Origin of the sequence: Aidingimonas halophila, assembly GCF_900106955.1 — a bacterium.
Lineage (GTDB): Bacteria > Pseudomonadota > Gammaproteobacteria > Pseudomonadales > Halomonadaceae > Aidingimonas > Aidingimonas halophila.
In genome coordinates this window covers 164,580-187,902 of the sequence record NZ_FNNI01000008.1, presented here as the reverse complement: position 1 = coordinate 187,902, position 23,323 = coordinate 164,580, and the positions used below count along the sequence as shown (strand labels likewise).

The following is a 23,323-nucleotide window of genomic DNA, read 5'->3' as shown; positions in this document are numbered from 1 at the left end:
CCCATGATCCGAAAATAACCCATAAAACAACTACTTCGGACCATCACACCACCGGCAACGCCTGCGCCTCGCCGGCAGCGGATGCGTACTTTACGGATTCATTACGGTTGTTGCAAGCACTTTCTGGCAGCGCAATACAACTTTCTGCGCACACTGTCGCAACTCACTGAGGTGAAAGGTCTGATCCCGTTTCTGGAGACGGATCACCTTTCGCCTGACTAACGCTATCGAGCAGAGACAGGATCGAGCGATATGGTATGCCTGAGTACTCCGCCAGGCCGATCTCGCAGGTACGGGAGTTGGAATAGCCGGCGACACAGCCGCGCACACTCTCCGCCAGTCCATGAAGTGCCGATTGATTGAGCTCGGGAGTGGTGAATCCCTTATCGCCTGCAAAGGCGCAACAATGGATATCCGGAGGCACCACCACCTCCGTTGCGCAAGCTTTAGCCAATGACACGAAGGCATCGTCCAGCCCCATCCGTGTACTGGAGCAGGTAACATGCAAGGCGACAGGACCTGTCATCGGTGTAATATCAAGCCGTGGCAATAAATACTCATGCGCAAAGCCCACCGGCTCCATGAGCGTCAGCCGTGTATCCAGACTGCCCTGCATATGTAGAGTGCATGGGCTCGTATCGCAGAGTACTGGATAACGCCCATTCTGACTCGCTGCCAGCAACTCGCGATTGAGTTCGCGCGCCTTATGCTCGGCTTCTTTGAACTGGCCTTTGGACTGAAACGCCATACCACAACACAGATGCCCGGGAATCGCCGGGATAATGGCCGACAAACCAGCCTTATCGAGCAGAGCCAGTGTCAATTCCATGACCGTCCGCGACTCGCTATCATGACGGTCGGAACCAAATACACGAGTGGCACAGGAGGGCAGATAGACCACCTTGTCCTGACTTGAATCGCCACCCATAGGTTGGCTCAGCACCTTGATCGATGCAGCCTGAGGCAGGCTGGACAACCACTGAGGTGTACGCCCACCACTCAATCTATGCAGTATATGGCTCGCGTGCGACATCCCTTTGTCTCCAAGCAGCGCCTGCCCAACGGTTGCCGCATTGAGCGCGCCACGACCAAAACGAGTCGCACCGGAAAAATGCCGCCCGAGCAAGCGCGCCATTCCCGCCTTGCCGAGGTGTCGATCGCGTCGTAAGTTACGTATCAAATCACCTGTATTGATGCTGACAGGACACTGCGTGGCGCATAGGCCATCAGCCGCACAGGTGTCATCACCCTGATAGCGGTAGTCTTGCCAGAGCCGTTTGCGATAGTCTCTGTCGACATCGCTTGTCTGTTCACCCAGTGCCTCGAGGCGCGCCAGCTCACGCCACACCACAATGCGCTGGCGTGGCGTCAGTGTCAGGTCTTTGGATGGGCATACCGGCTCACAGAAGCCACACTCGATACACTTGTCGACCAACGGGTCGGCGGCCGGCAGAGGTTTGAGATTTTCCAGGTGCAGAGTCGGGTTACGACTCAGGAGCACCTCGGGATTGAGCAGGCTTTCAGGGTCGAACAAGGCCTTGATTCGCCACATTAACGCATAAGCATCGCCCCCCCACTCGAGTTCCACGTACGGAGCCATGTTACGTCCGGTGCCATGCTCGGCCTTGAGCGACCCCCCATATTCAACGCCCACCAGGTGGACTACCTCGTCCATCAGAGCCTGATATCGCTCAATTTCACCGGGCCGCTCAAACCCCTGAGGAAAAACGAAGTGCAAGTTGCCTTCCAGGGCATGGCCAAACAGAATGGCATGCTGGTACCCGTGGCGACGAAACACCTCGGTCAGCGCCAGCACCCCCTCTTCAAGGCGGTCGACGGGAAATGCCACATCTTCAATGACGACCGTGGTTCCCGTCTCGCGTACCGCTCCCACCGCCGGAAACAACCCCTTGCGAATTTTCCAGTACAGTTCGTAGGTTGATGGCTCACGGGTAAACACCAACGGTTCGAGCGTTTTTATGCCCTCCAGGGACGCATGAACCTGGACCTCACGCGCTTCGAGCACAGCTCCATCGTTGCCCCGCACATCGATCAACAACGCTGCCGCCCCTTCCGGCAGCCCCTTTAACACCTCGGGCATCCCAGGCTTGTCCTGTACTGAACGCAGCGCGGCGCGATCCATCAACTCTACCGCTGAGACCGGTGCCCTTTTCAGGGCAATGGTCGCCTGACAGGTAGTCGCCATATCCGGGAAGAGGGCAAGAGCGGCAGCCTTGCATGGCTCATCCGGCACGGTGTCATAAGTGATCGAACTGATAAAACCCAGCGTGCCTTCAGAACCGATCATCAAGTGCTTGAGGATATCGATACCATCAGTGAAGTCGACCAGACTGTTCAGGGCATAACCAGTGGTATTTTTAAGGCGATACTTGTGCCGAATCTTGTCGGCCAGGCCACAGTCAGCCTGAGTCTCTTTCGCCAGTATTTCCAAGCCAGCAATCAAGGATGCATGCGATGAGCGAAAGCTAGCCACGCTGGACTCATCTGCCGTGTCGAGCACACACCCATCTGCCAGCACCACACGCATATCGCGCACGGTCTGGTAGCTATTCTGAGCGGTGCCACAACACATGCCCGACGCATTGTTCGCGGCAATACCACCGATCTGACAACTGTTGATCGATGCGGGATCGGGGCCGATCTTGCGCTGGTATGGTGCCAGCAGCTGATTGGCGCGCGCACCGATCACCCCGGGTTGCAGACGGATACCCTTCCCCTCATCAAGAATCTCGTGACCTCGCCAGGACCGACTCAACAGTATCAGTACAGAGTCTGTAACGGCTTGCCCGGACAGCGACGTGCCAGCCGCACGAAATGTGACCGGCAATGACCGTGAGTGGCACTCGCTCAACACATGAACGAGCTCGGTCTCGCTTTCGATTCGGACGACCAGCTTGGGAATCAGCCGGTAGAAACTGGCATCGGTGCCATAGGCCAAGGTACGTAGCGGATCATCGATCAACCGCTCATCAGGCATGGATCGGGACAGGGCATCCTTGAGGCTCCGGTAGGCTTCAGGTGGTCCGGTAACACTCATGTGCTTTCCTCGCGATGACGAATCAGCACAACCAGTTCACGTGGTCCGTGCACGCCATAAGCCAGCGTCTGCTCGATATCAGCGGTCTTGCTGGGCCCGGAAATCAACAACGCATTGGTCGGCATCCCCTGACTCCATTCATGCGCCTCGACCACATCGAAGAAGGTATCCTCGATAGTCTCAGCATCGAGTACAGCGATGTGAAGGGGCGGTACCAGACTGGTCAGACGCGGCTCATCGGGTGTCGGCCACAACCACAGACTACCGGTTTCAGCAATAGCACCACCTGTCGATGTCAGTCCAGCATCGACCGTTTCGAACTGCTCACGTTGCCATGCTTCGATGTCACGATTGGCATCGACCAGATCCACCTCATGCTCATGCAAAGCGGCGCGCGCCTCCGCCGGTACCGGATGCTCATGCCCCAAGGCCAGTCGCCGAACCGCCTTGGCGGTAAGCACTTCGGCCAAGGTTTCGGTCCAGCTAGCCTGACGGGTATGGATGACTTCAGCATGTACCGACGATATCAGCCGCTCGAAACGCTCTAGTCGTTCCTGCACCCCCCATCCCCTGCCAGTCATGACAGAAAAGTCGCTCTCCGGCGGCACCAATGCCCCATCGGTGCGATCGCGCAAGCGCTGGAGAATCCGTGCACGGCTGCTCATGACGAACCCTCCTCGCGCCGGTGTCGTTTGACCAGTGCATGCAATGAGGTCTTGGCTGGCTTGGGAGTCGAGCGATAATCGGTCCATCCCCCTAACCGGGTAGGCATCCAGCCCCGAAGCTTGCCCGCAATCGCCATAGCGCTGCGCCAAACCCCGGGATGCGTCGCTAACCACTGGAACCCTTTCCAGGCCAGCACTTCGCTCCGGTGGCGCTTGACTCCTGCCCCGGGCACATTGCCACGCCCCTCTCCCACCGACTCCTTGCGCAGCCTGACCAGGAGGTCGGGAATGGGTATCTTGACCGGACACACCTCGCCACAGGCACCACACAGACTTGATGCCGATGGCAGGTCCCTGGTTTCCGCCAACCCCATCATATGCGGCATAAGAATCTTGCCAATGGGACCGGGATAGGTTGTGCCGTAGGTATGTCCACCGACCCGAGTGTAGACCGGGCAATGATTCATGCATGCACCGCAGCGAATACAGCGCAGAGTGTCAAGCAACTCATCATCCTGATATATGCTGGAGCGGCCATTATCGACCAGCACCAAGTGGACCTCTTCAGGACCATCGTGTTCATCCGGCTTTCTCGGCCCCGAGATCATGTTGAAGTAAGTGGTGACATGCTGGCCGGTAGCCGAACGAGTCAGCAAAGCGTAAAGCGGAGGTACGTCACGCAGATGCTCCACCACCTTCTCAATGCCGGTCACGGCAATGTGTACCGGCGGCACCGTGGTGGTCATACGACCGTTGCCCTCGTTTTCCACCAAACACAACGTCCCGGTCTCGGCAACCGCGAAGTTGACACCGGAAATACCGACATCTGCTGCCATGAAGCGTTCGCGCAACTGAGCGCGGGCCGCCGCCGTCATATAATCCACATCGCGCGTGCGCTCGGTCCCCGTCTTGTCATGCATGATCTCGGAGATCTCGTCGGTGTTAAGATGAATCGCCGGCATGATGATATGGGAAGGCGTCTGCTCGTTGAGTTGGACCAAGTACTCTCCGAGGTCCGATTCGAGTGCCTCGATGCCCGCTCCCTCGAGATGCGTATTGAGGTGCATCTCTTCGGAAACCATTGATTTGCCCTTGATGACCGACTTGGCATCACGTGCTTCGCACAACTCACGAATGATACGGCATGCTTCATCGCCGTCCTGCGCCCAGTGCACGCGTATCCCGTTAGCCTGACAGTTGGCTTCGAGCTGTTCGAGCAGCTCGGGCAATCGGGCCAATGCCCGCTGGCGAATGTTGGCTCCAAGTTCACGCAGTGCATCCAGATCCCAATCGCTGAACACATCACGGCGCTTGGACATCAAGCCATCCATCGCTTTACGGAAATTGGCACGAATCTGAGGATTGCCCAACGCATCATGGGCCTGACGATGGAACTCTCGAGGGGTATACGTCTGGACACTCATGCAGTTCTCCGCCATAGATAGGAGGCGATATGTTCACCATCCAGGGAGGCCTCTCGGTGCCGGCAACACCCCGCAATATTCATCAGGCAACCGCAGTCCGACGTAACAAAGTGCTCGGCTCCCGATGACTCGATAGCCTGCACCTTGTCATTCACCATGGCGCCCGACACCTCAGGGTGCCGTACCGCAAAGGTACCACCAAAACCGCAGCATTCAGCCGTGCGTTCCTGCTCCACCAACTCGACGGATTGAAGCTGGCTCAACAAGGCAGGCCCCGTATCGGGCAACCCCATTTCCCGCCGGGCACTGCAGGAGGTATGCATGGCCACCTTTTCCGGCCGCCCCTTATCGATGAGCTTGATGTGACATACGTGTACCAAGAACTCAGTCAGCTCGAAGACACGACTTGCGACCTCTTTCGCTTGAGCCTCCCGGGGAGTTCCCGAGAAGAGTTGCGGATAATGCGTGCGGATCATGCCGCCACACGACCCCGAGGGCACAACTATCGGCCAAGGCTCTCTGAACAAGTCGAGTTGCGCCTCTGCCACGGCGCGCGCCTCATCATGGTATCCTGATGTATAGGCAGGCTGACCGCAGCATGTCTGATCGTCGGGAAAACGGACATCGATACCTTCACGCTCCAACAAGCGTATTCCGTCCAGTCCGGCTTCAGGATAGAAAAGGTCGATCAGGCAAGTCCCGAAAAAGTAGACGCGCGCCGGTTTCGGAGGGTACTGCTTGATGGGAGTCATGACGGGTCTCCTTGTCGCAGGACTGACACCCAACCAGAGTGTCGGAGCACTAGCTGGGACAATATTGGTAAAACCAATTGACAAAAACTGGATACTCGAACCTTATGGCCCCGGCACCAAGGTGTCAAATACTGGACGAGAGTACTGACAGGAAAGCCTCTTAGACTTTAGTCAAGGCATCTGTTGATTCAAGCTGTCCTCATGACAGCACCGGACTTCGTATTGCACCACAAGAGCAAGTTTCCTATTATTGGTAAGACCAATTAATTACAATCGACGCTCCCAGAGAATCAACGCCTCGGGCGATGGCCCAAGGCAGCGTCTTCACTATCACGAGATTACCATGGCCTACGAAGTCGTTCGTCAGCCCCGTATTGCCGATGTGATTACTCAACGCCTCGAGGCCATGATTCTCGAGGGCAGCCTAAAACCTGGGCAGCGCCTCCCTCCCGAACGGGAATTGTCAGAACGCTTCGGCGTTTCTCGGCCCTCTTTGCGTGAAGCCATCCAGAAGCTTGCGGCCCGCGGCCTGCTAAGCAGTCGTCAGGGAGGAGGAACGTTCGTCAGCGAAGAACTGAATAGTCGGTACACTGATCCTCTGCTCGAAATGTTGTCCCGTCACGATGAATTTCACCTGGATCTGCTGGAATTCCGCGATGCGATGGAGGGCATCTCCGCCTATTACGCCGCCCTGCGCTCCACACCTGCCGACAAAACTCTTCTCAGGGAACGTTTCGAAGCCCTGGAGGCCAGTTTTGCCGAACACGACCCAGCCGCGGAAGCCAAAGCCGATGCCGCCTTTCACCTGTCGATCGCCGAGTCTGCCCATAACGTGTTGTTGCTGCATACCATACGCGGTATCTTCCACCTTCTTGAGCAGAGCATCGTCGACAATCTCACCCATCTTTTTGAAAAACCGGATGCTCGACCCCGTTTGATGGAGCAGCACCGGGCCCTCCTGGACGCCATTCTAGAAGGGCGCGCCGAAGACGCACGCAGCCTGGCTCATGAGCACCTGGTCTTCGTCGAAGAAGGGTTACTGGAGCTCGAGCGGGCCGAAACACGAGCCCAACGCGCGTTGCGACGCGCCCAAACCATGCCTGAACGAACCTAGCGAGTCTCTTCCGTCGTGCAATCCTCAGGACTTCCGCGTCATTGGCGCCTGCCATTATTACTCCTGGTCACTTCAGGATTGGTGCTCGTTGTGTGGCAAACCTCCAGGTTCGCCGCCGACCAGGCCATGGCGACACTCAAGGACGAGGCCGAAAACGAATTGCGATTGTCAGCCGCCGGACTTGAAGGACACCTCTCACGACACGATTACCTGCCACAAATGATCGCCTCACGCGAGGATATCGAGCGCTTTCTCGATACTCCCGAAATCGGCGACAGCATGGACATCAATCTACTGCTGGACAGTTTTCGACACACCACAGACGTATCGGATGTATATCTGCTCGATCGCCAGGGCATCACCATTGCTGCCAGTAATTGGCATCGAGACGATACCTTCATCGGACAGAATTACGACTTCCGGCCATACTTTCAGGATGCCATCTCAGGGCGGCCCGGTCGTTTCTACGGCCTGGGCATACGCTCAATGGACCGTGGCTACTATTTCTCGGCACCGGTCAGGCTGGATGATGGCGACCGAACCCCTGATGGGGTCATCGTCGTCAAAGTCCCGCTGGATCAACTCGAGGCAAGTTGGGCCGAGCAGAGCGCCGACCTGCTGGTGACAGACAACGACAACATTATCTTCATGGCCAGCCAGCCCGAACTCAGGCTGAGCGCTCTTTATCCCCTGTCCGATGATATGCATGAAACTCTACTGGAAACCCGCCGCTATGCCGATGAACCCCTACCACCATCAGGCATGGAAATCTTTGATAGTCACACCGACAACAGTTTGCTGGTCCGTTTCTCCCACGGCCCGCTGTCCGATCAGGATTACCTGAGGTTATCCCGTCCACTGCCGGATTTTGACTGGCAGATGCATATCCTCAAATCCCTGGATCCGGTTCACAATGCCCAGTGGCAATCCGCTCTCCTGGCCGGCGGACTATACGGCATGGTCATCCTGGGGAGTGGATTCGGTTGGCAGCGTCTGCGATTACGACGTGAACGGGAACAGTTTGCCGAACGTGAACGGCAGACCCTGGCCCGCGCGCGAGATGAACTGGAGCGTCATGTCGAGGACCGTACACGGGACTTGCTCGAATCCAACCAGCGCCTGTCGGATGAAATCGACGAGCGCCGGCGCGCCGAAGCCAATCTTCGCCAAGCACAGGATGAGCTCATACAGGCTGCCAAGCTAGCCGTGCTTGGACAGCTCGCAGCCGGGATCAATCATGAGCTCAACCAACCGATTGCGGCCATTCGGGCCTATGCCGAGAATGCGCGGGCATTCCTGGAACGGGGACGGACCGAAATGGCGACGGCCAACCTCGACCAGATCGTCGAACTCACGGCGCGGATGGCCGACATCAGCGCCCAACTGAAGCAGTTCTCCCGCAAGAGTGGTGAGCAGTTGACCGAGGTTTCGGTCCCAGCCTGTTTCGATTATGCGCTGCGCCTGTTTCAGGCCCGTATCAGCGATGCCAACGTCGAGGTTGTTCATGACCCCCCTGATGAGGGTAGCTGGGTCCGGGCCGACCCGGTTCGGCTGGAGCAGGTCCTCGTCAATCTGATAGGCAATGCCTTGCAAGCGATGGCGGATAATTCGACTCCCCGCTTGATGCTGGGTATCCATCATCACGGCAATGAAGTGCACATCAGCGTCGTGGACAACGGGCCGGGGATCGACCCAGCCAGCTTGGCACGTATTTTCGAGCCCTTCTTTACTACCAAAGCACCGGGTAATGGCCTGGGACTCGGCTTGTCGATCTCATCACGCATCATCGAGGATCTCGGCGGCCGGCTGGAAGCCGGCAACGCCTCGGAGGGTGGCGCGCACTTCCTGATCGTATTGCCAAGAGCCATGCCCCCGCGACAGACTTCGCCAGAGCCCCAGACCCAGGAGACGACCCGCCATGAATGAGGCGAACGCCACACCGGTGCTGCTGATCGATGATGAAAGACACCTGCGCATCACCGCCAGCCAGACCCTGGAGCTGGCAGGATATACGCCGGAAGCCTATCCCAGTGCCGAAGAGGCGCTGAACATCTTGACCGATGACTTTCCGGGTGTCGTGGTCAGCGACATTCGCATGCCAGGTATGGACGGTATGGCACTGCTACGCGAGGTGCGCCGACGCGACCCTGACCTCCCTGTCATTCTCATCACCGGACATGGTGATATCTCCACGGCCGTGGAAGCCATGCGCGAAGGAGCCTGGGACTTTCTGGAAAAACCCTTTGCGGGTGATCGCCTGATCGAAATGGTACGGCGCGGTGTCGAGAAACGACACCTGAGCCTCGAGAACCGTCAACTCAAGGCAGAACTGCACGCACAACGTGCCGCGCCAGGTCCTCGCCTGGTGGGACGTACGCCCGCCATGCAGCGGTTGGCCACGATGATACAGCGTATCAGTCAAGTCGAAGCGGATGTACTGCTGTTCGGAGAAACCGGGGTCGGCAAGGATCTGATTGCCCGCTCGATCCATGAACGCAGCTCCCGTAGTGGACGACCCTTCGTCGCCATCAACTGCGGCGCCGTACCGGAAGCCATTATCGAGTCCGAACTGTTCGGCCATGAGAAAGGGGCGTTTACCGGTGCCGTCGAACGACGCATCGGCAAATTCGAACATGCCAACGGTGGCACCGTATTCCTCGATGAGATCGAATCGATGCCATTGGCCTTGCAGGTCAAATTGTTGCGAGTCTTGCAGGAACGCTCGATCGAGCGACTCGGTGCCAACGAGCCTGTTGCGCTCGATATCCGTGTTATTGCTGCCACCAAAGCCGACTTGAAAGCAGAAGCAGAAGAAGGCCGCTTTCGCGAAGACCTTTACTATCGACTCAACGTCGTGACATTGCCGATTCCCCCCTTGCGTGAACGCCGAGAAGACATTCCCCTCCTGTTTCAGCATTTTGCCGTAGTGGCCGCCAACCGCAGTGGCCAGGAAGCCCCTCCGGTCGATGCCACTGGCATTTCAGTACTGCTGGCTCATGACTGGCCGGGTAATGTGCGCGAATTACGCAACCTCGCCGAACGTTATGTACTGCTGGGCGCCGCCTACGACTATCGGCTCGATGCTCTCCTTGAAGGTGCGGACCCCGGTCCCGGCGACCTCCCCCTCTCGCAACAGGTGGAACTCTTCGAAAAAAGCCTGATCAGCCAGTCGCTTGCCAGTCACCGAGGGCGTATCCCCGCGATCTGCGAGCACCTTGGCCTCCCCAGGAAGACGCTATACGACAAGCTGAAAAAGTACGCTCTCAAGGCCGAAGACTATCGCCAGGACACGTCAGCCTGATACAGGCAAATCGCCCCACCGGTCATGTCTGCGCGATCTCCTCGATCAGATATTGGTCCTTCAATCTGACGTAATTGCCTGCCGTGTAAGAGAAAAACTCACGCTCCGCCTCTTTGAGAGGCCGCATTGCCTTGGCGGGGTTACCGGCGTAGACATGACCGCTTTCCAGTCGTTTACCGGGGGTCACCACTGCCCCCGCAGCGATAATGACCTCATCCTCGACCACCGCCCCATCCATGACGATAGCTCCCATCCCCACCAGGACACGACTCCCCACGGAGCACCCGTGCAGTATGGCTTTATGCCCCACAGTGACATCATCACCAACAGTCAAGGGATAGCCCCCCGGATTGAAGTCACTGCTGTGGGTGATATGCAGAACACAACCATCTTGTATGCTCGTACGGGCACCAATACGAATATAGTGCATGTCACCGCGCACGACGGCCATCGGCCACACCGAACTATCGTCGCCCAATGTCACATCACCCAGCACCAGGCTGTCCTGATCAACGAAAACCCGCTCTCCCAGCGTGGGTGTGATGTCTCTAAACGTCCGAACACTCATGGTAGGGTTCTCCCGATTCTCGTCAGATCAAGCTGGATACCAGAACCAGCAGCATCAATGGTATGGAAATATAGCGTATCACCCCCCGCCATAACCGGAAGCCATTAGGCCCCGCATCCAACGCGCGCAAGGCGACCTCGCGGGGCAGCACCCAGGCAGCAAAGATAGCGATCAGCAAGCCGCCTAACGGCAGGAACACATCACTGGGAATCGTACTGACCAGTTCGAAGAAATTGCGTCCGGCCAACCAGTGCACATCCGCCAGGGTGGAGAACGACAGAACGGACAGCAATCCAGCCAACCATACCGAAACAGTGACCAACGCCGTCGCTCGGCTGCGCCGGAATCCGATACCCTGCAATCCGGCCACCATCGGCTCGGCAAGATTGATCGACGAGGTCCAGGTCGCCAGCAACAGCAGCAGGAAAAACATACCAAGCCAGAGACTACCGAATGGCAGGTCAGCAAAGGCAATCGGCAGCGTGATGAACATCAGCCCTGGTCCTTCTGCAGGGTCCATGCCCTGAGCGAACACGACCGAAAAGATCGCTATACCCGACAGCAGAGCCACGGTAATGTCCAGCACCGCCACCATCCCCACCGCACGAGGCAGGCTCTGATGATCGGGCATGTACGCCCCGTAGGCCATCAGCGCACACGCCCCCACCGCAAGCGTGAAGAACGCATGCCCCATGGCATTGAGCATGACACCAACACTCAACGCCTCCCACTTCGGGGAGAACATCCAATCCGCCGCTTCCGCAAACCCACCGGTGGTCGTTGCATGGAATGCCAGAATCAGCAATAGCGCATAGAGAAGCGGCATCATCAGATTATTGAGCTTCTCCAACCCATTCGAGACGCCCGCCGCCACAACCGACATCGTCAGAAACAGGAACAGCGTATGATTGAATGTCATCCGTAACGGATCCGCCAGGAAGGCCTCAAACTCAGCACTGACACGATCGGGAGACGCCGCCTCGAATGAGCCGTTAACGGCATGGACCAGATATTCGATCGACCAACCGGACACGACCGAGTAGAAAGACAGGATCAAGAAGACCGTGACGCCTCCGAAGACACCCAACCAACGCCAGTGTGATGAATGACCAGCCTGACGCGCCAGATAAGCAAGCGACTGACTGGGACTGCGCCGCCCGGCCCTTCCGGTCAGGATTTCGGCCATCATTACCGGAAGGCCCAGCGACACCACGAAAATGATATAAAGCACCAGAAAGGCGGCCCCGCCGTTCTCGCCAGCAACATACGGAAAACGCCAGATGTTGCCCAGGCCGACAGCGGCTCCGGTCACGGCCAGAATGAAGGCCCGTCGTGACCCCCAGCGTTCCAATGTTTCGTTCATGGGAAGATCCTTGTCATGCGCAGCCGCACTCGATAATGGAGGGCGCAAGCCTAGCAGGGTGATTCACATCGGCCAATGTATTGAAACACAACCATTTCGCCCGCATCTTACCCATAAAGAAACCGCATTGAGGTGATCATGTCCCGCAACCCGCTTCTCGAGCACCACACCCTGCCGCCATTTTCCGAGATTCAGCCGGAGCACGTGGTGTCGGCGGTCGAACAACTGTTGGACGACAACCGTCAGGCTGTTGAACGCCTGACTGAACAAGCGGAACAGCAACCTCCGACCTGGGAGACCTTGGTCGCTCCATTGGAAACGCTCAACGATCGTCTATCGCAAGCATGGTCTCCTGTGTCGCATCTCAATGCCACCATGAATTCCGAGCCGCTGCGTGCAGCTTATCAAGCCTGTTTGAGCAAGCTGTCTGAATACAGTACCTGGCTGGGTCAACATGAGGGGTTGTTTCGGGCCTACCAGGCACTCAAGGAGTCTCCAGCCTACAATCGTCTGGACGAGGCGCAACAACGCAGTATCGACAATACACTGCGCGACTTCAGGCTGGCCGGGGTTGACCTGCCTGAGGACAAGAAGACGCGGTACGGGGAAATTCAGGCTCGTTTGTCGGAATTGGCCAATACGTTCTCCAATAATGTCCTTGATGCCACCCAAGCCTGGCATAAGGACATCGATGATGCCTCAATGCTCGACGGCTTACCGCAAAGCGCTCTGGATACATTGAAAGCCAATGCCGACGCCAAAGGGATCGATGGCTATCGCATCACCCTGGATTTCCCGAGCTTCTACCCCGTGATCAGCTTTGCCCATGACCGGGAATTACGTCGCGAGGTGTACACTGCCTTCATCACACGAGCCTCAGAGCTGGGTCCCAATGCCGGCGACTATGATAATGCCGGCGTGATCGAAGAGACTCTCGCGCTGCGTCGTGAACTGGCTGACCTGTTGAGCTTTCCCAGCTACGCTGACTACTCGCTGGCTACCAAGATGGCGGAGTCGCCACAGCAGGTGCTCGATTTCCTCAATGATCTCGCCGAACGAGCCTATCCTCAGGCGCGACAGGAGTTCAGCGAACTTCAGGACTATGCGCGTGAACACCTCGGCCTCGAGGAATTGGCCCCTTGGGATGTCGGCTATGCAAGTGAGAAACTGCGTGAAGCCCGCTATGCGATTTCCCAGGAACAGCTTCGTCCTTACTTCCCCGCTCCCGGCGTGATTGATGGACTATTTCGTGTCGTTGAGCGGCTATATGGAATCCAGTTCGAGGAAGACGACACTGCGCCCCGCTATCATCCGGACGTCCGGTACTTCCGTATTACCGAGCGAGGTGAACCGATCGCTGGTTTCTACCTCGACCTTTACGCCCGCGAAAGCAAGCGTGGCGGTGCCTGGATGGACGAGTGCCGGGTGCGGCGACGTCGGGACGACGGTCAAATACAATTACCGGTGGCTTACCTGACCTGCAATTTCACACGCCCGGTCGGCGGAAAACCGGCGCTTTTGACCCACGACGAAGTGACGACACTGTTCCATGAGTTCGGACATGGCCTGCATCACATGCTGACCCGCCAGCAGGTTGCCGATGTGTCCGGTATCAACGGCGTCGCCTGGGATGCCGTGGAGTTGCCAAGCCAGTTCATGGAAAATTATTGCTGGGAACGAGAAGGATTGGACCTGATCGCGGGCCACGTTGAAACCGGTGAGAAACTGCCGGATGAACTGCTTGAGCGCCTACAGGCCGCCAAGAACTTCCAGTCAGCCATGGGAATGGTACGCCAACTGGAGTTCGCTTTGTTCGACTTCCGCCTCCATCATGAGCTGGGAGCCGCTTCAGCGAGTGACGTTCAAGCCCTACTGGACGATGTGCGTCAACGTCTCTCCGTACTACCCGTGGTCGACTTCAACCGATTTCAAAACGGTTTCGCTCATATTTTTGCCGGCGGGTATGCCGCTGGCTACTACAGTTATATGTGGGCTGAAGTCCTCTCGGCGGATGCCTATAGTGCTTTCGAGGAAGCCGGTATCTTTGACCCTGATACCGGCGCCCGCTTCCGTCACGAAATTCTTGAACCTGGCGGTGCCCGGGACGCGGCGGATATGTTCAAGGCCTTCCGAGGCCGCGGGCCCAGTGTTGACCCTTTGCTACGCCACAGCGGCATCCATGCCGCTTGAAGGAGAACGTCGTCGATGGCTGCAGTGAAACGCTTTATCGCTGGCGCTATCTGCCCTAGATGTGCCGCCATGGACCGCATCCGCGCCTGGGAACAGAATGGTATACGTTACCGGGATTGCGTTGCCTGCGATTTCTTTGAGCAGTTGCCTATCGAATCGTCGGACATGCCGGAACTGGAAACCCGGGTCAATCGGTCGCGACAGGAGCAACAAGAGGACACGATACAGACCGTCAAGATTCTGGATCCACGACGTCGATAGTCTACCGCCAACCTCTCCAACAGTGACTGCACCAAACGCCCAGGTTCGAGAACTGCACTCCAAGCCTGGGCGTTTTTGTGCGGAATTCCGCATACCTTCAACCCGCCATTGTGCGAACTTCCGGACAGCTCGAATGCCACCCAGTGCTACTTAAGTCGCATAAAACAAAAGCAAAATACTGATAATTATACTATTTGTCCCATTTGGCAGGATGCTTGCCCTACCAAGGAGTGAGTTGCCCATAGGGTATAAGCAAGCAAGATGACGCTACCAGGTCTAGCCTGAATGAAGATGCATGCGTCCCCCTACAATTCATGGGCCTACTCAGAATCATAACCATATAAGGAGTCATGTCATGCGCAAAACAGCAACCACGGTGATGACCAGCACCCTCGTCGGCGCATTGCTCGCCGCCGGGACCGCTCACGCCGACAGAGACGATTGGCCCGAGAGCTTTACCATGGGAACGGCCAGTCAAGGCGGCACTTATTACGTGTACGGCTCCGGTTGGGCCAATATGATTGCCGATGAGCTGGACATCTCAGGTGGCGGTGAAGTGACGGGCGGCCCCGTTCAGAATTTGGCGCTAGTTCACGAAGGGGATGTCGCCTTCGGCATGACAACCATGGGACCGGCCGCCGAAGCTGAAGCTGGCGAGAGTGACCTGGCCCCCGGGATGCCGCTAGACAATGCCTGCGCCATGTTCCCGATGTATGAAACGCCGTTCTCCATCACGGCGCTGAGCGATTCGGACATTACTTCCATCAGCGAAATCCCGGATGGTGCCAGCATTGGCTTCGGTCCCTCGGGCTCGACGTCAGACACTTATTTCCCCGAAATCCTGGAAACTCTGGGTGTCGACTTCGAGCGTCAGAACGGCGGATGGAATGACCTGGGTGGCCAGCTTCAGGATGGCCTGATCGATGTCATCGCGTTTGCCGCCGGTATTCCTATTCCGGCCGTCAGTCAGCTCGAAGTACAAACCGACGTCAACATCATCGAATTCACCGAAGAGGAACAGCAGAAAGTCCTCGAAGAGTTCCCGGTCTCTGAATTCATGATTCCGGCTGACACCTACGAGACCCTCGAGGAAGACGCACGTGCCGTTTCCATGTGGAACTTCGCCATCGCCGGTTGTGATCTGCCGGAAGACTTCGTCTACGAAGTGACCCGCATCACCATGGAAAACAACGACAAGATGCGTGATATCCATCGCAGTGCCGAATTCACGGTTCCCGAGAACGTGAAGTACAACGAAGTGCTGCCTTTCCATCCCGGAGCGGCGCGTTGGTTCAATGAAAACGGCTATGACATCGACGATGACATGATTCGTTGATTCGACCCGCTTCATTGCCCAACACCATGCCCTACCTGGTAGGGCATGGCCGTTTTACCTTTGCCAGTTCATTCCAGGGGTAATGCACCCATGAGCAACACACCCGACAAGGGGACCTCGGCCGATACGGACATCCAGAAAGCGGCCACTGAAACGGTTGCCGAGAATGTCGACGACGAAATCATCGAAGCCAACCGACGGGTTTTCAGCGGTAGGCTTTGGTTCGCGTTCGGCGTCCTGGCCATCCTTTATTCGTCGTTTCACCTCATTTCTCTCAACGTGCTACCGATGGAAACCTGGTCGTTTCGCATCATCCACATTTGTGGCGCGTTGATCCTCGGCTATGGAATCTATGCCGGTACCCGATTTCATACCGACACGCCGCCCCACACGCCCTCTCATTGGCTGAACTGGATGGGATATGCCCTGCTGATTCCTGCCTTTTACACATTAGTGCAGGTCGCCTTGATGAAGCAGACCATCCTCGGTGGAGCGATGCGCATCGAGCCTCACGTCGAGGCTTGGCACTACGGTTATCCACTGATATTGACCACATTGGCCGCCATTGTCCTGTCATGGTTTAACCGCCATGAACGTGCACGCCTACCGGCATCCGACCTGGTTCTCATGCTGTGTGCCCTGTCCAGTGCCGGCTATCTTCTCGTGATCTACAACACCCCCTTACGCATGTCGACCGGGACATCAATGGCGCCAATGGGCATCTCGTATGCAGCCATTGCCGGATCCTTGCTGATTCTGGAATTGACGCGTCGGGTTGCAGGCATGGCATTAATCGTCATCGCCGCCTGTTTTCTGGGCTATGTATTCGTCGGACCGTACCTGCCCGGCTTCCTTGGGTATCCCGGCCTCTCGGTTGGCCGTTTCTTCAGTCAGATTTATACCGACGCAGGGATATTGGGTCCCACGACTGCCGTATCATCGACCTATATCATCCTGTTCATTATCTTCGCTGCGTTTCTGCAAGCGTCCAAGGTTGGCGATTACTTTATCAATTTCGCCTTTGCCGCTGCCGGTCGGGCACGTGGTGGACCAGCCAAGGTCGCGATCTTCGCTTCCGGGCTGATGGGAATGATCAATGGGACCTCGGCAGGCAATGTGGTCTCGACCGGATCACTGACCATCCCGTTGATGAAGAAGGTCGGCTACCCCAGCCGGAGTGCCGGAGCCATCGAAGCGGCTGCCTCGACCGGCGGGCAAATCATGCCGCCTATCATGGGTGCGGGCGCATTCATCATGGCGGAGATTACGGGCATCCCGTATACCGAAATCGCGGTAGCCGCTCTGATTCCCGCCGCGCTGTACTTCGCGTCGGTCTATTTCATGGTCGATTTCGAAGCCGCCTACAAAGGCATGCGTGGCATGCGGAAGGATGAAATCCCGAAATTCCGCCGACTGGTCAAGCAAGTCTATCTCTTCGCACCGATCATCATCCTGATCGCCGCTCTGTTCATGGGATATTCGGTCATTCGGGCCGGTACGCTGGCTACCATTTCGGCCGCTGTGGTCAGTTGGATCTCCCCCAACAAGATGGGCATCCGCGAGATTCTGCGGGCATTGGGGCTCGCCGGTAACATGTCCATCCAGATCATCGCCGTCTGTGCCTGTGCCGGTATCATCGTCGGCGTGATCTCACTGACCGGCGTGGGGGCACGTTTCTCCTCCCTGCTGCTCGGACTGGCGGGATTCAGTCAGTTGCTGGCGCTATTCTTTGCCATGTGCATCAGCATCCTGCTGGGCATGGGGATGCCCACGACAGCGGCCTACGCGGTTGCCGCTTCGGTCGTCGCACCCGGTCTTATCAACATCGGGATCCAACCTCTGGTCGCGCACTTCTTCGTGTTCTATTTCGCTGTCGTCTCGGCCATCACCCCTCCCGTCGCACTGGCCTCCTATGCCGCTTCCGGCATCTCGGGCGCCAATGCCATGGAGACCTCGGTGACGTCCTTCAAGATTGGCCTGGCAGCCTTCATCGTGCCGTTCATGTTCTTCTACAGTCCGGCTATGCTGATGGAAGGTTCATGGCTGCAAATATTGCGTGTTGCTTGCACGGCGATACTGGGTATCGTGTTGCTGGCGGCAGCCGTTCAAGCCTGGTTCTTCGGCCCGGCCAAACCCTGGATGCGTCTGGTCATGCTGGTAGGTGCCATATTCATGATTTATGGCGGCATTTACACGGACCTGGCTGGACTCGCCATTGGGGCAATACTGTTGGTTCTTCAGCGCCGCCCGTCATCGCCAATAGGCAAGATGACGGAAAAACCCTGAAGGGTTTCTTGCTTTATCAAAAAGACCGCCGGCGGAATCTCGCCGGCGGTCTTTTTTCATGCATGCTCGGCTGTCAGGAAGACAAGTCAATGACGCCACAGGCAATACGGCTACCGCCGCCCCCCAGGGCGTCGGGGTCATCGGAATAGTTGTCGCCGCCTGCATGAACCATCAGACTGCGACCGTCCAGGTCGTCAACGGACAGACGCGGTGCCAGTACCGGCGTAACAGCCTCGCCATTGTCATTGACCGTCAACAGCGGCAAATCACCGAGGTGACCGTCCCCATAAGGGCCTTCATGGCTACCTGCCTCATCAGGGTCATAATGCCCCCCGGCAGACAAGGCTGGCGTCATTTCCCCACTGTCGTTTTCACCAGGTTCGCAGCTCGGATTCTCGTGTACATGGAATCCATGACCGCCTGCCGGTAAATCGCTCAGGGAAGGCGTCAACAACAAGCCATGTTCGCTATCCTCGACCTGCACTGTACCGATCGGCTCACCCACACCATCGGCACTCACTTCATGCATTTCGATTTGCTGACTCTGCTCGGCCTGAAGGGTGCTGCTCAACAGCAATGATGCAGCAATGGTACCCAATACCATGACATTTCGTTTCATGATGTCTCTCCTTTCCAGTTCCATGGTGGGAGCACTATTCAGGCTAGACGTTATGCCGCCGATTGACCAAAGACGGATCAGGAGAGATTGTCCAGGACCTTGAGCGTGGCATCGGCCTGGTTGAGCGTATAGAAATGCAAGCCCGGCGCGCCATCATCGAGCAGACGCTGACACAGCCTCGAGATGACCTCCTCGCCGAAGGCACGAATGCTCTCGCTATCATCACCGTAGGCTTCCAACTGTTTGCGAATCCAGCGGGGAATATCGGCACCGCAGGCATCCGAGAAGCGTGCCAGCTTTGTATAATTGGTTATAGGCATGATGCCTGGCACGATGGGCACCTCCACCCCCATGGCTGTCGCCCGCTCGACAAAATGATAATAGGCCTCGGGATTGAAGAAGTACTGAGTGATGGCGACATCGGCCCCGGCCTTGACCTTGCGTACGAAGTTTTCCAGATCCCGCTCGAAACTCGGGGCCTGCGGATGGCTTTCCGGATAGCCGGCAACGGCAATCTCGAAGTGATCGCCGGTCTCCTCACGGATGAACTCCACCAGTTCATTGGCATAGCGCAACTCGCCCGGAACCCCCATTCCCGACGGAAGATCACCACGTAATGCCACCAACTTCCGGATACCGGTCTGGCGATAGTCGGCGAGCAGCTGGCGGAGCGTCGACTTGTCGCTGCCGATGCAGGATAAATGCGGGGCCGTATCGATACCGCATTCCCGTACCGCCTGGACCGTCTGGGTGGTTCTCGCCTGTGTCGAGCCCCCCGCACCATACGTCACCGAAAAGAAACGGGGATCACGCTCGGCCAGGGCATCACGGGTACGCATCAGTTTCTCATGTCCCGCCTCGGTGCTGGGCGGAAAAAATTCGAAACTGATATCAAGCGATGATACATATGAACTCATTGACGCTACTCTCTTCGGTGCCCTATTGCTTGTTCAGGAAACGGACCGACAATACAGCACGGACGTTTACAGGCAGGCATTTTGCCGATTCCCGACCCGAATCACCAATGAAAGTTTCCCCGCCGGATCTTCGATTTTCATCAAGTTGCGATCCTCTCGCGACCTGTCAGTATTATCCGGAACAGGCAAGATCAGCATTTCTTTCAGGGACGAGACGCCATGGCCGAATCCGATTTCAGCACCACGCTTCTGGTACCACTATGGACGCTACTCGCTTTTGTCGGCCTCGGTTGGCTATGCACCAAGCGCCTGTCCATCGACCCTCGTCCCATCGCCACGTTGCTGGTCTATATCATCGCGCCACTGACCTTCTTTCGTAGCCTGACACTCGGGGGGCCGACAGTCGATTATCTACTTTTGACGTTGGGGCTCTTCATCACCGCCAGCCTGATCGGACTACTCACGCAATATCTGACTCGCCACTGGTTTGCCCCGCAGGAAGCCGCCCTGCTGGCTTTTTCCGCGGGCACAGGGAATACCGGCTATTTCGGACTGCCGATTGCCATGGTGTTACTCCCCCCCGAAGGGGTCACCCTCTATCTGTTCAGCCTGCTCGGCATTACACTCTATGAGTTCACCGTTGGCTTCTATATCAGTGCACGCGGCCGCTTCTCGGTTCGTCAGAGCCTGACAAGAATCGTCAGACTGCCCTTGATCTATGCCTTCCTTGCCGCCTTGCTGGCAAGCGCACTGCAGATCGACATACCTGAGGCTGTGCTGGATGGAATGGAAGTCTTTCCATCCACCTACACGCTGCTCGGCATGATGATCATCGGAATGACACTGGGGAATGTTGCCATCCGGCAGTGGGATGCCCGTTTCATTACCGCATGTGTGGCAGCGCGTTTTCTTTTGTGGCCTCTGGTCAGCCTGATTGCAGTGCTGGTTTTGCAGCCGTTCGGTATCAGTGAGCATTTGCAGACCACGCTGCTGCTGTTGGGTGTCGTGCCCATGGCAGCCAATGTCGTCGTCGTGGCCATGGAACTGGAGATTCGTCCCGAGAAGGGCGCGATAGCGGTGCTCGTGACGACACTGGCAGCCCCTTTGGTGGTCCCCATCTACCTTCAGACACTGTCACGGCTGGTGGGATAGCGTGCGGGCATTTTTTGCTTTGCAGCCAGGGCCGGTCGTTCTAGATTGTTAGAGTCTCCGTTCTCTCAGGGGTGCATGCCATGAGACAGTGCCGACAGATTTCCATTTTCACACTCTGCGCTCTCTTCAGCCTGCTGCTCGGGATACCAGCACATGCGCATCATGGCTGGACCGGTGGCGATACCATCGAATTGTCAGGTGAAGTCGTCGACGTCGAACTCGGCAATCCACATGGCGAATTGGTCCTGGATGTCGAAGGCACCGCCTGGACGGTCGAGGTTGGCCAGCCCTGGCGTAACGAAAGAGCCGGGCTGGCAGAGGGTGATCTCGCTACCGGTGTCGAGATCCGGGTCTCGGGAGAGCATTCCGGAGAGCACCTGCTCAAGGCGGAGCAACTGTGGATCGACGACCAGCACTATGTGCTCTATCCGGATCGTATTTGAGTGACAGGATTGCTCGAACTACTGGCGCAAACAACGCTGGCGGAATGGATACGCTTGTCGCGTTGGGGCTACGCCATCGTCAACACCCTGCATGTGTTGGGTATTGCTCTTTTGGTGGGGGCCATCGTACCGCTGGACTTGCGATTGATGGGGTGGCGCCGCGGTATCGAACCCCACGAGCTGGCCGGGTTACTACAACCGATCGCCATCATCGGCCTGGTGGTGGCTATGGCCATGGGGGGACTGCTTTTCCTGGCCGACCCAGTCGATTACGCCGCCATGCCGTTGTTTCAACTCAAACTGGTGTGTATCGGCCTGGCACTGATCAATGCCCTGGTTCTCAACCTCGGCCCCGGTCTCACCGGGGCCTCGGCCGCCTTTCTAGCCAGAGCCGGCACCGCGTCGTTGCTATTATGGCTGGCAACCTTGGGAGCCGGACGTTTTCTGGCCTTCGTTCAGTAACGATACTCGTCGGTCTTGTAGGGACCTTCCAGTGGTACACCGGTATATTCGGACTGATCCGGTGTCATCTTCGTGATCACGCCACCGAACCCTTCCACCATATAGCGGGCCACCTCTTCATCGAGATGCTTGGGAAGCACGGACAGCGTGACCGCTTTCGCCTTCTCCGCTGCCGGCAGATCAGCGAAGCGACGTTCGTACAGGTGAATCTGTGCCAGGACCTGGTTGGCAAAGGAGCCGTCCATGATGCGTGAAGGATGGCCGGTAGCATTCCCCAGGTTGACCAGACGCCCTTCGGACAACAACAGTAGATAATCGTCGCTATCCGGACTGTAGTCTCCCGGCGTGCTGTCCCGATACACCTTGTGGACCTGCGGCTTGATCTCTTCCCAATGCCACTGCTCGCGCATGAAGGCGGTATCGATCTCATTGTCGAAGTGGCCAATGTTGCAGACGACCGCGCCTTTCTTGAGCGTCTGCAACATAGGTGCATCGCAGGCATTGACGTTACCGGTCGTCGTCACGACCAGGTCGATCTTGCCCATCAGGTCGGCATCGATGCTTTCCATCCCCTGATTGATCCCATCACGATAGGGAGAGACCACTTCAAAGCCGTCCATGCAGGCCTGCATTGCACAGATCGGATCGATCTCGGTCACCTTGACGATCATGCCTTCCTGACGCAACGACGCCGCCGACCCCTTGCCGACGTCACCATAACCGACCACCAACGCCTGCTTGCCTGCCATCAGATGATCAAGACCACGCTTGATGGCATCGTTAAGGCTATGGCGGCAGCCGTATTTATTATCGTTTTTGGATTTGGTGACCGCATCATTGACGTTGATAGCCGGCACCTTGAGCGATCCGTCACGCAGCATGTCGTGCAGACGGTGAACCCCGGTCGTGGTTTCTTCGCTGATGCCGTGAATTGCATCGAGCAATTCGGGATGCTTGTCATGCAGCAATTGTGTCAGGTCTCCACCGTCATCGAGCACCATGTTGGGTTTCCAGCCCTCTGGGCCTGATACGGTCTGCTCAATGCACCACCAGAACTCTTCTTCAGTTTCCCCTTTCCAGGCGAACACCGGAATGCCGGCATCGGCGATCGCGGCAGCCGCATGATCCTGAGTCGAGAAGATGTTGCAAGACGACCAGCGCACACTGGCACCGAGCTCGACCAGGGTCTCGATCAGCACGGCTGTCTGGATCGTCATGTGAATGCAGCCGGCAATACGTGCCTCTTTGAGAGGCTGCTGCTGACGATACTTCTCACGAATCTTCATCAACGCCGGCATTTCCGTTTCGGCAATGCGAATCTCGCGACGCCCGAGTTCGGCCAGCGAGATATCGGCCACACGGTAATCCGGGGCCATCGTATCGGCGGAAGCCAATTGACTCATGTTTCCACT

The 23,323-nt window shown here is 57.2% G+C and carries 19 protein-coding genes; 10 read left to right on the top strand and 9 right to left on the bottom strand.

Annotated features, from left to right (window positions below):
* Positions 1-163 precede the first annotated feature (163 nt).
* The 4 genes from BLW01_RS16155 to BLW01_RS16140 are packed head-to-tail and all read right to left on the bottom strand — an operon-like array spanning position 164 to position 5,899.
* Positions 164-3,058, bottom strand: coding sequence for an FAD-binding and (Fe-S)-binding domain-containing protein (locus BLW01_RS16155; RefSeq protein WP_092571579.1), 2,895 nt, complete (start codon positions 3,056-3,058; stop codon positions 164-166).
* On the bottom strand, positions 3,055-3,723 hold the full coding sequence (locus BLW01_RS16150; RefSeq protein ID WP_092571577.1) for a LutC/YkgG family protein: 669 nt from the start codon (positions 3,721-3,723) through the stop codon (positions 3,055-3,057). Before BLW01_RS16150 ends, BLW01_RS16155 begins: the two co-directional genes overlap by 4 nt.
* Positions 3,720-5,147 (bottom strand): LutB/LldF family L-lactate oxidation iron-sulfur protein, encoded by a 1,428-nt coding sequence (locus BLW01_RS16145; protein ID WP_092571575.1) that lies wholly within the window; start codon positions 5,145-5,147, stop codon positions 3,720-3,722. The genes BLW01_RS16150 and BLW01_RS16145 overlap by 4 nt, the downstream gene beginning before the upstream one ends.
* The gene (locus tag BLW01_RS16140; protein ID WP_092571573.1) at positions 5,144-5,899 is read right to left on the bottom strand and encodes a (Fe-S)-binding protein; all 756 of its coding nucleotides are present in this window, start codon (positions 5,897-5,899) and stop codon (positions 5,144-5,146) included. The genes BLW01_RS16145 and BLW01_RS16140 overlap by 4 nt, the downstream gene beginning before the upstream one ends.
* Before the next feature lie 343 nt (positions 5,900-6,242).
* On the opposite strand from BLW01_RS16140, the gene BLW01_RS16135 reads away from it, so the two are divergent.
* From BLW01_RS16135 to BLW01_RS16125, 3 genes are all read left to right on the top strand, one after another.
* Positions 6,243-7,013 (top strand): GntR family transcriptional regulator, encoded by a 771-nt coding sequence (locus tag BLW01_RS16135; protein WP_092571571.1) that lies wholly within the window; start codon positions 6,243-6,245, stop codon positions 7,011-7,013.
* A 126-nt stretch (positions 7,014-7,139) separates the two neighbouring features.
* Positions 7,140-8,939 carry a sensor histidine kinase gene (locus BLW01_RS16130; RefSeq protein WP_092571593.1) on the top strand — a complete coding sequence of 600 codons (1,800 nt, stop codon included), beginning with the start codon at positions 7,140-7,142 and terminating at the stop codon, positions 8,937-8,939.
* Positions 8,932-10,314, top strand: coding sequence for a sigma-54-dependent transcriptional regulator (locus BLW01_RS16125; RefSeq protein WP_092571569.1), 1,383 nt, complete (start codon positions 8,932-8,934; stop codon positions 10,312-10,314). The genes BLW01_RS16130 and BLW01_RS16125 overlap by 8 nt, the downstream gene beginning before the upstream one ends.
* 22 nt (positions 10,315-10,336) lie before the next feature.
* Here BLW01_RS16125 and BLW01_RS16120 read toward each other — a convergent pair whose 3' ends face one another.
* Entirely contained in the window at positions 10,337-10,882 is a 546-nt protein-coding gene (locus BLW01_RS16120; RefSeq protein WP_092571567.1) for a gamma carbonic anhydrase family protein, read from the bottom strand.
* A gap of 22 nt (positions 10,883-10,904) precedes the next feature.
* Complete coding sequence (locus BLW01_RS16115) at positions 10,905-12,245, bottom strand: sodium-dependent transporter (protein WP_092571565.1); 1,341 nt, start codon at positions 12,243-12,245, stop codon at positions 10,905-10,907.
* A gap of 138 nt (positions 12,246-12,383) precedes the next feature.
* Here BLW01_RS16115 and prlC point away from each other — a divergent pair, with 138 nt between their 5' ends.
* From prlC to BLW01_RS16095, 4 genes are all read left to right on the top strand, one after another.
* Positions 12,384-14,435: an oligopeptidase A gene (prlC, locus tag BLW01_RS16110; protein WP_092571563.1), complete on the top strand. Its 2,052-nt coding sequence runs from the start codon at positions 12,384-12,386 to the stop codon at positions 14,433-14,435.
* Positions 14,436-14,450: 15 nt separating this feature from the next.
* Entirely contained in the window at positions 14,451-14,696 is a 246-nt protein-coding gene (locus BLW01_RS16105; protein WP_092571561.1) for a YheV family putative zinc ribbon protein, read from the top strand.
* Between the two features lie 355 nt (positions 14,697-15,051).
* On the top strand, positions 15,052-16,032 hold the full coding sequence (locus BLW01_RS16100) for a TAXI family TRAP transporter solute-binding subunit (protein WP_092571559.1): 981 nt from the start codon (positions 15,052-15,054) through the stop codon (positions 16,030-16,032).
* A gap of 90 nt (positions 16,033-16,122) precedes the next feature.
* Positions 16,123-18,318, top strand: a complete 2,196-nt coding sequence (locus tag BLW01_RS16095) for a TRAP transporter permease (RefSeq protein WP_092571557.1) — start codon at positions 16,123-16,125, stop codon at positions 18,316-18,318.
* A 73-nt stretch (positions 18,319-18,391) separates the two neighbouring features.
* Here the strand turns inward: BLW01_RS16095 and sodC are convergent, their stop codons facing one another.
* Complete coding sequence (gene sodC / locus BLW01_RS16090) at positions 18,392-18,937, bottom strand: superoxide dismutase family protein (RefSeq protein WP_092571555.1); 546 nt, start codon at positions 18,935-18,937, stop codon at positions 18,392-18,394.
* A gap of 77 nt (positions 18,938-19,014) precedes the next feature.
* Positions 19,015-19,854 (bottom strand): methylenetetrahydrofolate reductase [NAD(P)H], encoded by an 840-nt coding sequence (gene metF / locus BLW01_RS16085; protein WP_092571554.1) that lies wholly within the window; start codon positions 19,852-19,854, stop codon positions 19,015-19,017.
* A gap of 219 nt (positions 19,855-20,073) precedes the next feature.
* Here metF and BLW01_RS16080 point away from each other — a divergent pair, with 219 nt between their 5' ends.
* From BLW01_RS16080 to BLW01_RS16070, 3 genes are all read left to right on the top strand, one after another.
* Positions 20,074-21,006 (top strand): AEC family transporter, encoded by a 933-nt coding sequence (locus BLW01_RS16080; RefSeq protein WP_092571552.1) that lies wholly within the window; start codon positions 20,074-20,076, stop codon positions 21,004-21,006.
* An 80-nt stretch (positions 21,007-21,086) separates the two neighbouring features.
* Positions 21,087-21,449: a DUF6152 family protein gene (locus tag BLW01_RS16075; protein ID WP_229806540.1), complete on the top strand. Its 363-nt coding sequence runs from the start codon at positions 21,087-21,089 to the stop codon at positions 21,447-21,449.
* A complete protein-coding gene (locus tag BLW01_RS16070) occupies positions 21,450-21,911 on the top strand; it encodes a hypothetical protein (protein WP_092571550.1) in 462 nt (153 codons plus the stop codon).
* On the opposite strand, the gene ahcY is transcribed toward BLW01_RS16070, so the two are convergent.
* Complete coding sequence (gene ahcY, locus BLW01_RS16065) at positions 21,905-23,314, bottom strand: adenosylhomocysteinase (protein WP_092571548.1); 1,410 nt, start codon at positions 23,312-23,314, stop codon at positions 21,905-21,907. The two genes, BLW01_RS16070 and ahcY, sit on opposite strands and share 7 nt — an antisense overlap.
* Positions 23,315-23,323: the final 9 nt, after the last annotated feature.